Annotated in this window: 13 protein-coding genes, 1 other RNA gene and 1 pseudogene; 6 read left to right on the forward strand and 9 right to left on the reverse strand. The window is 72.2% G+C overall.

The window, feature by feature from the left end:
- Window positions 1-19: 19 nt before the first annotated feature.
- Genes AC5PYY_RS14795 through AC5PYY_RS14810 form a run of 4 tightly spaced genes read right to left on the reverse strand, consistent with a single transcriptional unit; the run spans window position 20 to window position 5,118 of the window.
- Window positions 20-1,612: an ABC transporter ATP-binding protein gene (locus AC5PYY_RS14795; RefSeq protein WP_493897552.1), complete on the reverse strand. Its 1,593-nt coding sequence runs from the start codon at window positions 1,610-1,612 to the stop codon at window positions 20-22.
- Window positions 1,609-2,484 carry an ABC transporter permease gene (locus tag AC5PYY_RS14800; RefSeq protein ID WP_493897553.1) on the reverse strand — a complete coding sequence of 292 codons (876 nt, stop codon included), beginning with the start codon at window positions 2,482-2,484 and terminating at the stop codon, window positions 1,609-1,611. Before AC5PYY_RS14800 ends, AC5PYY_RS14795 begins: the two co-directional genes overlap by 4 nt.
- Window positions 2,477-3,535, reverse strand: a complete 1,059-nt coding sequence (locus AC5PYY_RS14805) for an ABC transporter permease (RefSeq protein WP_493897554.1) — start codon at window positions 3,533-3,535, stop codon at window positions 2,477-2,479. Before AC5PYY_RS14805 ends, AC5PYY_RS14800 begins: the two co-directional genes overlap by 8 nt.
- The gene (locus tag AC5PYY_RS14810) at window positions 3,514-5,118 is read right to left on the reverse strand and encodes an ABC transporter substrate-binding protein (RefSeq protein WP_493897555.1); all 1,605 of its coding nucleotides are present in this window, start codon (window positions 5,116-5,118) and stop codon (window positions 3,514-3,516) included. The genes AC5PYY_RS14805 and AC5PYY_RS14810 overlap by 22 nt, the downstream gene beginning before the upstream one ends.
- Window positions 5,119-5,263: 145 nt before the next feature.
- Between AC5PYY_RS14810 and AC5PYY_RS14815 the strand changes: the two are divergent.
- The 3 genes and pseudogenes from AC5PYY_RS14815 to trxA all read left to right on the forward strand — a co-directional run.
- Window positions 5,264-5,836: pseudogene (locus AC5PYY_RS14815) on the forward strand (glycoside hydrolase family 3 N-terminal domain-containing protein); the annotation flags it as partial.
- Between the two features lie 67 nt (window positions 5,837-5,903).
- Entirely contained in the window at window positions 5,904-6,596 is a 693-nt protein-coding gene (locus tag AC5PYY_RS14820) for a fibronectin type III-like domain-contianing protein (RefSeq protein ID WP_493897556.1), read from the forward strand.
- An 80-nt stretch (window positions 6,597-6,676) separates the two neighbouring features.
- Window positions 6,677-7,069: a thioredoxin gene (gene trxA / locus AC5PYY_RS14825; protein ID WP_493897557.1), complete on the forward strand. Its 393-nt coding sequence runs from the start codon at window positions 6,677-6,679 to the stop codon at window positions 7,067-7,069.
- Window positions 7,070-7,360: 291 nt separating this feature from the next.
- Here the strand turns inward: trxA and ssrA are convergent.
- Window positions 7,361-7,729, reverse strand: a transfer-messenger RNA (tmRNA) gene (gene ssrA / locus AC5PYY_RS14830).
- Window positions 7,730-7,943: 214 nt separating this feature from the next.
- Between ssrA and AC5PYY_RS14835 the strand changes: the two genes are divergently transcribed.
- Window positions 7,944-8,294, forward strand: a complete 351-nt coding sequence (locus AC5PYY_RS14835; protein WP_493897558.1) for a hypothetical protein — start codon at window positions 7,944-7,946, stop codon at window positions 8,292-8,294.
- Here AC5PYY_RS14835 and smpB read toward each other — a convergent pair.
- On the reverse strand, window positions 8,278-8,760 hold the full coding sequence (gene smpB, locus AC5PYY_RS14840) for an SsrA-binding protein SmpB (RefSeq protein WP_493897559.1): 483 nt from the start codon (window positions 8,758-8,760) through the stop codon (window positions 8,278-8,280). The genes AC5PYY_RS14835 and smpB overlap by 17 nt on opposite strands.
- 124 nt (window positions 8,761-8,884) lie before the next feature.
- On the opposite strand from smpB, the gene AC5PYY_RS14845 reads away from it, so the two are divergent.
- Both AC5PYY_RS14845 and AC5PYY_RS14850 read left to right on the forward strand, forming a co-directional pair.
- Window positions 8,885-9,187, forward strand: a complete 303-nt coding sequence (locus AC5PYY_RS14845) for a type II toxin-antitoxin system Phd/YefM family antitoxin (RefSeq protein ID WP_493897560.1) — start codon at window positions 8,885-8,887, stop codon at window positions 9,185-9,187.
- A gap of 139 nt (window positions 9,188-9,326) precedes the next feature.
- Window positions 9,327-9,746, forward strand: a complete 420-nt coding sequence (locus tag AC5PYY_RS14850; protein ID WP_493897561.1) for a CBS domain-containing protein — start codon at window positions 9,327-9,329, stop codon at window positions 9,744-9,746.
- 102 nt (window positions 9,747-9,848) lie between these two features.
- Here AC5PYY_RS14850 and AC5PYY_RS14855 read toward each other — a convergent pair whose 3' ends face one another.
- Genes AC5PYY_RS14855 through ftsE form a run of 3 tightly spaced genes read right to left on the reverse strand, consistent with a single transcriptional unit; the run spans window position 9,849 to window position 13,152 of the window.
- The gene (locus AC5PYY_RS14855; protein ID WP_493897562.1) at window positions 9,849-11,522 is read right to left on the reverse strand and encodes a peptidoglycan DD-metalloendopeptidase family protein; all 1,674 of its coding nucleotides are present in this window, start codon (window positions 11,520-11,522) and stop codon (window positions 9,849-9,851) included.
- 14 nt (window positions 11,523-11,536) lie between these two features.
- Window positions 11,537-12,460 carry a permease-like cell division protein FtsX gene (gene ftsX, locus AC5PYY_RS14860; protein WP_493897563.1) on the reverse strand — a complete coding sequence of 308 codons (924 nt, stop codon included), beginning with the start codon at window positions 12,458-12,460 and terminating at the stop codon, window positions 11,537-11,539.
- Window positions 12,457-13,152 (reverse strand): cell division ATP-binding protein FtsE, encoded by a 696-nt coding sequence (gene ftsE / locus AC5PYY_RS14865; RefSeq protein WP_493897564.1) that lies wholly within the window; start codon window positions 13,150-13,152, stop codon window positions 12,457-12,459. Before ftsE ends, ftsX begins: the two co-directional genes overlap by 4 nt.
- Between the last annotated feature and the right edge of the window lie 215 nt (window positions 13,153-13,367).

A 13,367-nucleotide genomic window follows, 5' to 3' on the forward strand; every position in this document is an offset into this window, starting at 1 on the left:
GGCGACGGGGAACGGAGGCTCACCATTCCACGACGCGGTCGCACCAGGTCCGGAGCAGCTCCTCGTCGTGCGAGGCGACCAGGACGCCGCACCCCGTCGCGTGCTGGTGCTCGTGCACCGCGCGGACGACCGCGCGGGCGGTGGCCGCGTCCACCATCGACGTGGGCTCGTCGAGGAGCAGGTAGTCCGAGCCCAGCGACAACGCCCGGGCGAGGACGACCCGCTGCAGCTGGCCGCCGGACACCTCGTCGGGACGGCGCGCGGCGAGGCCGGGCGGCAGTCCCACGCCATCCAGCAGCTGCGCGAGGACGGTGTCGTCCACCGGGTCGCCGGCGAGCCGTCGAGGCTCCGCCAGCGAGCGCCCGAGCGTCCACCGCGGGTCGACGGCCTGGCGCGGGTCCTGCGGCACGTAGGCGATGCGACGCCGCAGGGCGGCGGGCACCTCGTGACCCGTGCCGCGCACCGGCACCCCCTCGAGCACGACCTGTCCCGCCGCGGGTGGGTGGAGCAGCGCGAGCGTGCGCAGCATCGTGGTCTTGCCCGCGCCGGAGGGCGCCATCAGGCCCGTCGTGCGATCCGGGGGAACCTCCAGGGTGGCGTCCTCGGCGACGACGACCCCTCTGCCGCGTCGGAGCGTGACCTGGACCGCGGTCAGGCCCGCGGCCTTCGGACCGGGACGACCCGGCGCCCTCGGCCGCTCCGGCGCCTCGGTGACCACGTGCAGGCGGTCCGCCACCCGACGGTGAGGCGCCAGGTGGTGGCTCGCCCCTCGGGCGCGCTCGACGACCTCGTGCACGGGAGCCGGCTCCTGACGGGTCCGGCCGCCGTCGAGCTCGATGACGCGGTCGGCGACCTGCTCGGCGATCCGGAGGTCGTGGGTCACGACGAGCACGGCCCGGCCCTCGTCGTGGGCCATCTCCGCCAGCCCGGCGGCTGCGGCGTCGGCGCGCGGGCGGTCCAGGCCGGTCGTCGGCTCGTCCGCGAGCACGAGGCCGGGGTCCCCGATGAGGGCCAGCGCGTTGGAGACCCGCTGCGCCTGCCCGCCGGAGAGCTGCGAGGGGAGCCGGCGGCGCCACGACTGATCGACGTCATGGCGTGCCAGCGCCGCGTCGACGGTGGGCTCGACGTCGGCGGTGGGCACGTGCACACGCGCCGTCTCCTCCAGGTGGTGACCCACGGTCAGCACCGGGGTCAGGGCCGACGCGGGAGCCTGCGGCAACCACGCCGCCAGCCGCCCCCGGATCCGCTCCCGGACACCTGGGTCCGGGTCGAGCAGATCGGTCCCGCCGGTCGCCCAGTCGTCCCACCAGGCCCCGCCGCGCACGAGCGCGCCCGCCGGGAGCAGACCCAGCAGCGCGGCGACCAGGGTCGACTTGCCGGCCCCGCTGGGGCCGAGGAGCACCACGAGCTCACCAGGGCGCACCTCGACATCGACCTGCTCCAGCACTGTCTCGTGCCCGCCCCGTCCGTCCGGGAGCGCGACGCCGAGGCCTTCGACCCGCAACCCGCCCGCGCCGTACGCACCGTCAGCGCCGGACGCGCCTCGCGCACCGCCCGCGCCGGACACACCGCCGGCGTCGCCCACGCCGCCGGCATACCCCTCCTCGCTCATGCCCGCCCCCGCGACTCCGGCCGCAGCCGCTCCGCCAGGGCGAAGACCGCCAGGCTCAGCGCGACGAGCAGCAGGCCCGGCAGCACGGCCGGCCACCAGTGACCGGCCAGCACCGCAGCCCGCGACTGCTCGATGATCGTGCCGAGCGAGGCCCGGTCGTCGGGCAGCCCCAGCCCGAGGAAGCTCAGCGCCGACTCGTGCATGATCGCGTGCGGCACCATGAGCACGGTCGCGAGCAGCACCCGGCCCAGGACGTGGGCCAGCAGGTGCCGCGAGAGCACCCACCACCGGCTCGCTCCCGCGCCGACCGCGGCCTCGACGAAGCCGGCTCCCTGCAGCGCCAGCAGCTCGGCCCGCACCAGCCGCGCGGTGGTGGTCCAGTGGGTGAGCGCGACGCTGAGGATCACGCTGGTCAGCGAGGGGCCGAGCAGCGCCACGATGACGATGCCGAGCACGAGGTGCGGCAGGGCGTTGACGGCGTCCACGAGGCGCATGAGCAGGCCATCGACCACTCCTCCCCCGGCCCTCGTCGCGAGCGACCCGGCCAGCCCACCCACCAGCACCCCGACCACGGAGGAGACCAGCGCCGCCACCAGCCCGACGAGCAGCGAGACGCGGGCCCCGCCGAGGCTGCGGACGAGCAGGTCACGGCCCGCCTCGTCGGTGCCGAACGGGTGCTCGGGCGAGGGCGGCAGGAAGGCGCGTCCGAAGTCGGCCCGCTGATCCCCGGCGCCCGCGCCGAGCAGCAGGACCAGCACGAGCAGCGCCGCGAGCGCCCCCCACCACCAGAGGGCGCCGGCCCGGGCCGTGCGGCGCGGCGCCGCCCAGGGCCGGGCCCGCTCGTCACGAAGCGTGCGCCAGCCCTCAGCCATCGCGCTCCCCCACCCGAGGGTCCACCAGCCGGTAGCCCACGTCCGCGGCCAGGTTGCCGAGCACCACCAGCACGGTCGTGAGCACGGTGAGTGCGGCGAGCAGCGCGAAGTCGAGGCGCAGCGCCGACTCGACGGTCGCGCTGGCGATCCCTGGCCAGGAGAAGACGGTCTCGACCAGCACCGCCCCGGTGATGAGCTCGGGCACCCGCACCCCGAGCACGGTGAGCAGCGGCAGCAGCGCGGGGCGCACCGCGTGGTCGCGCAGCAGCCGGGAGCGAGGTATGCCGCGCGCCCAGGCCGCGCGGACCGGCAGCCCCGCGAGCGCGTCGCGGGTCGCGTCGCGCACCACGAGCGCGAACCACGGCAGCTGGGAGGCCGCCAGCACCAGCACCGGGAGGACCGCGTGCCGCAGCACGTCGCCCACGGCGACCGCGTCGGCCCCTGGCGTGGTCGCGCCCCCGGTCGGCAGCCACCCGAGCCAGACCGCGAAGACCCACACGGCGACGAGGCCGACCCAGAAGGGCGGCGCGGCCTGCAGTGCCAGCAGCGAGCCCCCGACGACCCGGTCGGCCCAGGAGCCGGGCCGGGTGCCGGCCCAGCCCCCGACGACCAGCCCGGCCAGCACCGACAGCGCGAGGGCGACGGTCATGAGGCCCAGCGTCCAGGGCAGCCGCTGCGCGATGACGGTCGAGACCGGCTGACGCTGGCTGGAGGAGGTGCCGAGGTCGCCCTGGAGCGCGTTGCCCCACCAGGTGGCCCACTGCTGCACCGCCGAGGTGTCGGCCATCCGGGCCCGCATCGCCTCCAGCGTGGGCCCGTCCAGGGTCAGGGCCCGCTCCCCGAGCGCTGCGAGCACCGGGTCGAAGGGGGTGCGCTGGGCCAGCGCGAACATCACGAGCGTCACGACCCCGACGAGGACGGGCAGGAGGACCAGGCGGGCGAGCACCAGCCGCGTCAGGGAGCCGGCGCGTGGGTCGAGGGCCCGACCCGTCCGCCACGACCGGGCGTCTCGCGCAGCCCCGGCCGGGGTCACCCCGCGGGGATCGTCCACGACGGGAGGTTCCACCACGGCCCGCCCTGGAGCCCGTGCTCGTGCGGCTCGACGAGCGGCACGTCATACCCGGACCAGGTGTCGGCCCGCAGGACGTAGTCGTGCTCGACGTAGGCGAGGAAGACCCACGGGAGGTCCTGCGCGAGCTGCTCCTGCACCTCGGCGTAGGCGTCCACCCGGCCGGCCTCGTCAGCCGCGGTGCGACCGGCCTCCAGCGCCGCGTCCATCTCCTCCGAGGCGTAGCCGCCCGGGTTGTCGAAGCCCTGCAGGGCCCGCGAGGAGTGGAAGAGCGGGTAGGTCGACAGGTCGGCGTTGTAGGGGTTGCCGGTGCCGTAGACGAGGGCGTCGGTCGCCATCCGCGGCTCGATCGCCTCCCAGCTCAGCCCCTCCGGCTCGACCGCGATCCCCAGGTCGGCGGCCTGCGCCTGGACCTCGAGCGCGATGTTCTGGCGGAGCGTGTCGCCGGCGGGATACATGAGGGTGAAGGCCGCGCGCTGCCCGTCCCTCTCCCGGACCCCGTCCGCGGCCTCGGTCCAGCCCGCGTCCTCCAGGGCCTGCTCGGCGGCGCGCGGGTCGGGCTCGACCTCGAGGACGGGGTTGTACTCGACCGCCTCCGGGGGGATCGGGCCGTACGCGGGGCGGCCCGCCCCGGCGAGCGCGCCCGCGACCAGCGCCTCCCGGTCCAGACCGGTATGCAGTGCCTCCCGGATCGCGGGATCGCTGGTCACCTCGCCCGCCTCGGGCAGCACGAGCGCGCGGAAGTCGGCGGTGTCGCGGCGCACGACCTCCCACTGGTCGTCGTCCTCGAAGCGAGCCAGGGCCTGGGCCGGGAGCAGCGCGCCGTCGACCTCACCCGAGGCCAGCCGGGCCGCGCGCGAGGCGTCGTCGTCGACGAAGAGGAAGGTCGCGCGCTCCACCTCGGGCGCCGCGCCCCAGTAGTCGTCGTGCCGGGTGAGGACCAACCGCTCCCCGGAGCGGTAGTCGGCCACCTGGTAGGGGCCCGTCCCCACGATCTCGTCCGGCGCCTGGGCCTGCGCACCGGAGGCTGGCAGGACGCCGAGCACGGTCGCCGTGACGAAGGCGGACTGCGGGTGGCTCAGGGTGAAGCGCACGGTGCGCTCGTCCACCGCCTCGACGTCCGCGACCGCGGTGAGGTCGGCCGCCACCGGCGAGGCGTTGTCGGGGTCGAGGGCGGCCTCGTAGGTCGCGACGACGTCCTGCGCCTGCAGGCTCGTCCCGTCGTGGAAGGTGACGTCCTCGCGCAGGGTAAAGGTATAGGTCTGCCCGTCCGCGGACACCTCGGGCAGCTCCACGGCGAGCGCCGGCTCGGGCGTGAGGTCGGTGGTGAGGCGCACCAGACCTTCGGTGACCTTGCCATCGCCCCAGCGGGCGTAGCCGAGGGCGGGGTTGAAGGTGTCCGGCTCGGCGCCCGCGGCGATGACGACCTCGCTCGCCTCGCCCTGCGCGGATGAGGCGCCCGCGTCCGCCGGGTCAGCGGCGTCGCCCTGGTCCGGGTCGACGCAGCCGGAGACGATGAGAGCGGCGAGGGCGGCGGGAGCGAGCGCCCGGGCGAACTGCGGCATACCGAGCACGATAGTTCACGGCAAGTTGTGGCAACCAGAGGTCCCGGGGGCCGACGGGGAGAACACTCGGTGAACCAGACCCGATCCGAAGGAGCATCGACGTGAGGGCGACGGCACCCCCTCCCCGCCCGCCACCGCGCTGCCGATGACGATCGGTGTGGCCGCGTCCTTCGACCCCGAGCTCGCCTACACCTACGGCGACATCATCGGCGCCGAGTGCCGTCACCTCGGGCAGCACGTGCTGGAGGGACCGGGGGTACGCCTGCACCGCACCCCGATCGGCGGGCGCAACTTCGAGTACTTCTCCGAGGACCCCTACCTCAGCGGGCTCATGGGGGTGCAGGTCACCAAGGCGATCCAGGACCACGACGTCATCGCGATGGCCAAGCACGACGTCGTCAACGACCAGGAGCACGAGCGCTTCCGCGCCAACGTCGAGGTGGACGAGCACGTGCTGCGCGAACCCTACCTGCTGCCGTTCGAGATGTGCTGCAAGGACGCCGAGATCGCCTCGATCATGAGCGCCTACAACCGGGTGCGCGGCACCTACGCCACCGAGACCGCTACACCCTCCACACCATCCTGCGCGAGGAGTGGGCCCTGGGAGGGCTACGTGCAGTCCGACTTCTGGTCCTGCCGCAGCGCCGCCACCGCGCTGAGCGCCGGGCTGGACCTGGAGATGCCGGACGTGAAGTGGCTCAACGAGGAGAACCTCACCGCCGCGCTGCACGACTTCTCGCTGGAGATCCAGACTGTGGACCGGGCGCTGGTGCGATGCCGTCGTCGTGCTCAAGAACTCCACCCCCGTCGTGATGCCGTGGATCGAGCAGGCGGACACAGTGCTCGAGGTGTGGAACCAGGGCGCGGAGGACGGGCACGTCGTCGCCGACCTGCTCGTCGGGGTCGTCAACCCCTCCGGCAAGGTGCCGACGACGCATGCCGCCCGCGAGGAGGACCTGCTCCACCACGGCGACCCGGTGCGCTACCCCCGCACCGACGAGGGCGACGGCTACCCCACCATGCGCTACACCGAGGGGCTGCAGGTGGGCTACCGCTGGTTCCAGGCGCAGGGCGTGGCGCCGCAGTTCCCGTTCGGGTACGGCCTGTCCTCCACGACCTTCGAGGTGGCGGACGTGGGCGTGTCGGACTTCGACGGCAGCGCGCCGCTCTCGGTCAGCGCGACGGTGCGCAATACCGCTGAACGGGACGGCGCCGAGGTGGTGCAGGTCTATCTCGGCATCCCGAGCGAGGGCCAGCCGCCCAAGCGGCTCGTCGGCTTCGCCAAGGTGTCCGTGCCCGCGGGCGGGAGCGAGCAGGTCGAGATCTTGGTCGATCCGGCCGCGACGCACAAGCCCTTCTCGGTGTGGGACTACGCGACCGGGTCCTTCCAGGTGCGGCCCGGTGACTACCGCGTCTACGTGGGCACCTCGAGCGAGGACACCCCGCACGAGACGACCGTGACGGTGCCGGCGAGCTGACGGCATACCTCTGGGCGCGGAGCGCTGCGCCACCCGGCGGCCCTGGAAGAAGATCCGGGGCCGCCGGTGTTGGACAGGGTATGAGCACCGTAGACCTGACCGCCGACACCTTCGAGCAGACCGTCACCGGCAACGACATCGTGCTGGTCGACTGGTGGGCCGAGTGGTGCGGCCCGTGCAAGATGTTCGCCCCGACCTACGAGAAGTCGTCCGAAGGGCATGACGACGTCGTCTTCGGCAAGGTGGACACCGAGGATCAGCAGGCGCTGGCCCAGGGTGCGGGGATCTCCTCGATCCCGACGATCATGGCTTTCAAGGAGGGCGTGCTCGTCTTCCGGCAGCCGGGCGCCCTGCCCGCGCGCGACCTCGAGTCCGTCATCGAGCAGGTCAAGGCCCTCGACATGGACGAGGTGCGCGCCAAGCTGGCCGCCGCCGAGGCCGAGCAGGCTGACCAGGGGGCGCAGCAGGCCTGACCGGCACCACGTCATACCTCAGGAATCGGCCCTGGCGTTCACGTGAACGCCAGGGCCGATCTGTGCGGGCGTGTCGTCGGCCCGAGGGTTCACGTGAACGCTGCAGCCGATGCTCCCCGGGCGCGTCGCGTCAGCGGGTCAGGCGGAAGATGACGCAGCGCGGGCGCGTGGGCCCAGGCGTGCGGCATGAGGTGGGCGTTGGTGGGCCGGGCACCACAAAGCCCCCAGATCCGCGCGGTTCCGCGGAATCTGGGGGCTGACGTGCGACAACCCGCACAGCGTGAGACACATGGGTGGAGGTGGCGGGAATCGAACCCGCGTCCGTTGCCGGGAAACCAGGGCTTCTCCGGGTGCAGTGCGCTACGGCTTTTCTCGGCCCCAGGGCTCGCGCGCACACGTTCCCTGACAGGCCCAGTCGAGTTGGAGTCCCACGTGATCCCCCGACACAGATCACGCAGCAAGTCATCTAGATGATGCCAGGATCTGAGCCGATGACGAACTCAGGCTGACAGACTTCGGGCTCGCTCAGGCGGCGAGGGCGAAGTCGCTGCGCTTGGAATTGGCAGCTATTGGTTTCGCAAGGAGCGTTTGACGAGATGACCTTGCATCCTCGACCCGCTTCCCCTGAAGTGCCGAACAACGTCGAAACCGATCACCCCCATGGGGTGTCTCACGCTGTGCAGTTGTCAACCACCGCGCCACGGCCGAGCCGTCACGCGGACGTTCCATTCTAGAGGGAGAACGCCTGAGGGTCCACGCAGATTCCTGCGCCGTGCGAGGCTGGGGCCATGTCAGCCGAGGACAGGGGGGGACCCGGGATCCCGACGACCCTGGCGGGCTGCGTCCGACGGTCCGGCTGGTCCGCTGGATGTCCGTGCTCCTGCTGCTCCTGGTGCTCCCGTCGTGGCTCAGCGGCGCACGGTTGTCCCCTCCGGAGCCCTGGTCGTCGGTGACCCTCGGCTTCGCCGTCCTGCCCTCCCTCGCGGTGCACCGGGCCTGGCGCATGCCGGCCCATCCCGACCTCAGACTCGAGTCCGCACTCGTCTGGGCCGTCGTGCTCATGCGCGCGACCGCGCTGATGGTGCCGCCGATGATGGCGTTCCTGGTCTGCGCGCGCAGCGAGCCACGCAACCTGACGATCTATCTCATCGCCGTCGGCTACGCCTGGATCGGGGTATGGCGTCTCACCCGACACCCGGCGCTGGGGATCAACCGTGCTGCTTGAGGTGGGCGGACATCGCCCGCTCCGCCTCGCGGCGGTCCTGCCGCTCGCGCAGCGTCTGCCGCTTGTCGTGCAGCTTCTTGCCCTTGGCCAGCGCGATCTCGACCTTGGCGCGCCCGTCGACGAAATACAGCGACAGCGGCACGATCGTGTGCCCGGCCTGCTCGGCCTTGGCGACCAGCTTGTCGATCTGCTCGCGGTGCAGCAGCAGCTTGCGCCGGCGCCGCGCGGAGTGATTGGTCCAGGTGCCCTGCGTGTACTCCGGGATGTGCACACCCTCGAGGTAGAGCTCGCCGCCGTAGGACGTGGCATACCCGTCCACCAGACTCGCGCGGCCCTGCCGCAGCGACTTCACCTCGGTGCCGGTCAGCACGAGCCCGGCCTCGACCGTGTCCTCGATGAGGTACTCGTGCCGGGCCTTCTTGTTGCTCGCGACCAGCGTGCGTCCGGGTGGTGTCTTCTTGGCCATGAATGGTCAACTCTAGGACAGACCGAGGTATGCCGTCGCCTGCGTTGCGGTGATCCCACGCGACCAGGGCCCTCTCGCCAGATTCGCCCGGGCGTGGAACGACATACCCGTAGAGTCCCCCAGCATGAAGTCCATGTCCGAAAGCGAAGCGCGGAGGGGCCTCTTCGAGATCCTGGACCGCGTATCCGGGGGTGAGGAGATCACGATCACCCGGCACGGCAAGGCCGTCGCCGTCGTGGTGCACCCGGACGTCCTGCGTCGTCGTCGGGTCGGCGCTGGCCTCGCGGAAGCAGACGAGATCCGAGTACTGCTGGAGCAAGCGGGCACGAAGCCGCTCCCCCGCGACGGGTCGATCTCTGCCGAGCAGGGCGAGCACCTGCTCACCGAGTTGGCCCGGCACCGCGGGAGTCACGCCGCGGACAGGTGAGATACCGGTCATGTGGCCCTGCGATCTGTGACAGCCCTCATCGGGTCGCCGACCACCGTCCGCCCCTCCGGTTGCCGGTCAGGTGCAGGCACGGCAGGGTGGGTGCCGATCGAGCGACCCCGACCGAAGGAGCTCACCCATGACCACAGCCCGCGACATCATGACCGCGCAGGCGCACACCATCAGCGAGAACCAGTCGCTGGTCGAGGCGGCCGCGCTCATGCGCGACCACGGCGTCGGCGCCCTGCCGGTGGTGTCGGGTGACGGCGCACTCTCCGGCATCATCACCGACCGCGACATCGTGGTCGACGGCGTCGCCGCGGGCCACGACCTGGGTGCCGTCGCCGTCGGGGGCGTGACCCAGGGCATCGTCTCCACCGTCTCCCCGGACGAGGACGTCGAGCGGATCGTGGGCGTCATGGGAGACCAGCAGATCAAGCGCCTCGTCGTCGTCGACGGCCATGACATCGTCGGCATGATCAGCGAGTCCGACCTGGCCCGCCACGTCGCCGAGGACAACATCGTCGACTTCGTCAAGCAGGTCTACGGCCGCGCCTGACACCCGTTCCCCAGCGACGCAGGCCGACGCCCGGCTCCACCACGGAGCCGGGCGTCGCGCTGCTTTACTGTCCGGGCGTCCCGTCGTCGCAGGACCCCTGGCTCAGAGCCAGCTGCGGGCGTTGACCGCGGAGCCGTTCTCCCGGGTCTCGAAGTGCAGGTGGCAGCCGGTGGACGCCCCGGTCGTGCCGACGTAGCCGATCACCTGGCCCCGGCTCACCGACTGGCCCGCGCCGACGCTGGCTGCGCTCTGGAAGTGCATATACGTCGTCGTGAGGTTGACCCCGCGCAGCACCCCGTGGTCGATCGTCACGTAGTTGCCGCGGCTGTCGTCGTAGGCCACGGTGTAGACGGTCCCGTCCGCAGCCGCGGTGACCGGCGTGCCGCACCCCGCGCCGAAGTCGGTGCCCGCGTGCAGCAGCCACTGCTGGTGGACAGGGTGGAACCTGTTGCCGAACTCGCTCGTGATCGGCGCGTTGACGGGGAAGGACAACGTGCCGGACGAGGCCGCCGCCTGCGCCGCCTGGCGCTCCTGCTCCGCTGCCCGTGACGCCGCCTGCTGGGCCGCCTCGCGCTCGGATGCCTCGCGCTCGGCCGCTTCCTGCGCTGCCCGGGCCGCGGCGTCGGCCTCGGCCTGGGCCGCCTCCGCTCGGCGACGCGCCTCTGCAGCCGCTGCCTCGTCCCGCAACCGCTCCGCCTCGGCGGCCGCTGCCCGCTGCCGCTCGGCCTCCCGCTCGGCGGCACGCTGGCGCGCCGCCTCCTCGGCGGCCGCCTTTTCCGCCGCCTCGCGCCGGCGCTGCTCCTCAGCCTGGCGGCGGCGCTCCTCCTCGGCGATCCGGTCCAGCTCGGCCTGCTCCTGCGCCTCGAGCCCGTGCTTGGTGCGGGCGAGCTCGGCCAGCTCCGCCTCGAGCTCGGCGTTCTTGTCCCGCTCGGCCTCGAGCGACTGCTCGACCTTGTCTTTCTCGGTCTCCAGGTCGGCCTTGGCCTGCTCCTGCTCGGCCTCCAGCGTCTCCAGCTCCACCTTCGCCGCGTCGGCCGCCGCCCGCGCCAGCTCCTTGGCGACGACGTTGGCCTCGGCCTTGGCCAGCAGGTAGTCGATGTCCGAGCGGACCCCGCCGAGCCGGTCCTGCTCGGCGACCTGCTCGGCCTCCTGGGTGGCGAGCTGACGGATCTGCTGGTCCTGCACCCGCAGCACGGTGCGCGCCATCGACATCTCGTCGACCGCGTCCGCCTCGCCGGAGAGAAGCTCGAGGGTCGAGGCGAGCGACCCCATACCCCCCTCCTTATAGCTCTGCCGCGCGATCGCCCCCACCGTGCTGCGCGTCTCCTGCTGCTCGTCCTCGTTCGCCGCCAGCGATTCCTCGATGCGCGCCTCGTCCGCACGCGCGAGCGCCAACTCGCCCTCGATCCGCTCCGCCTCGTCCTCGGCGTCGGACAGGTCGAGCTCGGCCTCCTCGAGCACGATGCGTGCCTCGGCGACCTTGGCCGTCGTGGCGCGCAGACGCTCGTCGGCGGCCACCAGCTCGGCGCTGGTGTGCTCCAGGTCCTCCCCCAGCGCGTCGACCCGCTGCTCGGTGGCGTCCCGGTCGGAGGTGGTGGCGTCGCGCTCCTGCTCGACCCGCTCCAGCCGCTCCCGGATGTCGTCGAGCTCGTCGCTCGCCAGCGCCGGCGTCGCGAGCCCGATCGCGCCGACGAGGGCGAGGCTGAGCGCGCGACGGACCCGGGGACGGTATGCCGCGCGCGTCGCCTCGGGCCTGCTGCCGTGGGTGCTGGTCATGGTGCGTCTCCTTCTCAGACCCGCACGTGGCGCAGCAGCGCCATCCAGGCGGTCACGACGGCCAGCAGGATCGCCCCGCCGACCAGGAACGGGGTGATCAGCCACAGGTCGCGCTCCCCGACCAGGCTGATCAGGCCGCTCTCCCCCGCGAGCAGTTCGGACAGGAAGCCGCTGATCCCGAAGCGCACGGTCGCGTAGAGCAGGCCGACGGCGAGCCCGGCGCCCACGAGGGTGGCGACGACGGTCTCGAGGATGAACGGCAGGTGGATGGAGAAGGCGCTGGCGCCGACCATGCGTTGGATCGCGGTCTCCCGCCGCCGGGTCCAGGCCGTGAGCCGGATCGTCGTGGAGATGAGCAGCACCGCGCAGACGACCATCGCCACGGCGAGCGCGAGCGCACCCCAGCTCAGGGCGCCGAGGAAGCTGAAGAGCTTGTCGACGACCTCGCGCTGGTCCTCCACGCTGTCGACCCCCGGTGCCTGCTCGAAGGCGGCGCGGATGACGTCGTACTTGCTCGGGTCGGACAGATTGACGCGGAAGGAGGAGGGGATCGACTCGCTCGGGACCGAGTCGAGCACCGAAGAGTTGCGGAACTGCTCGGTGAAACGCTGGTATGCCTGCTCGTTCGACTCGTAGAAGTACTCCGTCACGAGCGGCTCCAGGCCCTGCAGGTCGCGCTCGATCTGGTCGCGCTGCTCCTCGCTGACCTCTCCCCCGACGCACCCGGCCGCATCGGTCGAGTCCGGCGTGCACAGGAAGATCGAGACCTGCACGCGGTCGTACCAGTAGCCCTTGGCGGTGTTGACCTGCGCCTGGGCCAGGAGCCCGATGCCGAGGAAGAACAGGGAGACCATCGTCACGAGGACGACGGAGACGAACATCGAGGAGTTGCGGCGCAGGCCGTTGCCGACCTCGCCGAGGAGGAAGCCGGGCCTCACGGCAGGACCACCTCCCGGTAGCCGCCCTCGGCCTGGTCGCGCACCACCTGGCCGTCGCGCAGCTGCACGACGCGCTTGCGGAACTGGTCGACGATGGTGGTGTCGTGCGTCGCCATGAGCACCGTGGTGCCGGAGCGGTTGATCCGCTCGAGGATCGCCACGATCTCCTGACTGGTGTCGGGGTCGAGGTTGCCGGTCGGCTCGTCCGCGAGCAGGATCGGCGGCTTGTTGACCATGGCGCGCGCGATGGCCACCCGCTGCTGCTCACCGCCGGAGAGCTCATGCGGCAGCCGGCGACTCTTGTCCTGCAGCCCGACGAGCGCGAGGGTCTCGGGCACCCGCTGACGGATCTCGTGGCGGCTGGCGCCGAGGACCTGCAGCACGTAGGCGACGTTCTGGTGCACGGTCTTGCCGGACAGCAGCCGGAAGTCCTGGAAGACCGTGCCGATCTGGCGACGCAGCAGGTGGACCCGCCGGTGGGCGAGCTCCCCGAGGTCGTGCCCGGCGACGAGGACACGCCCGCTGGTGGGCTGCTGCTCCAGGATGACCAGCCGCAGCAGCGACGACTTGCCCGAGCCCGACTCCCCCACGACGAAGCAGAACTCGCCCCGCGTCACGTCGAGGTCGACCTCGTCCAGAGCCCAGGGGTCACCCTTGGCGTAGCGCAGGCTGACGCGCTCCATGGTGATCATCCGGATGCTTCTCCAGGACTCGTGTGACTGCTGGGACAAGAGGGGCACGGTATGTCGGGCGTGACTCACGGTAACTGATCACCCGCCAACCGCTGAGCACCCACGCCGGAGCGCCCTGCCGCAGGGTCACGGCCGCATACCGGTCAGTCACGACCGGGCGCTGACGTACTGTCAAGGTTTCGTCAAGAACCTCGATCTGACGTAGCGTCACGGCC

The sequence above is a fragment of the Serinicoccus sp. JS2-9 genome (genome assembly GCF_059025165.1).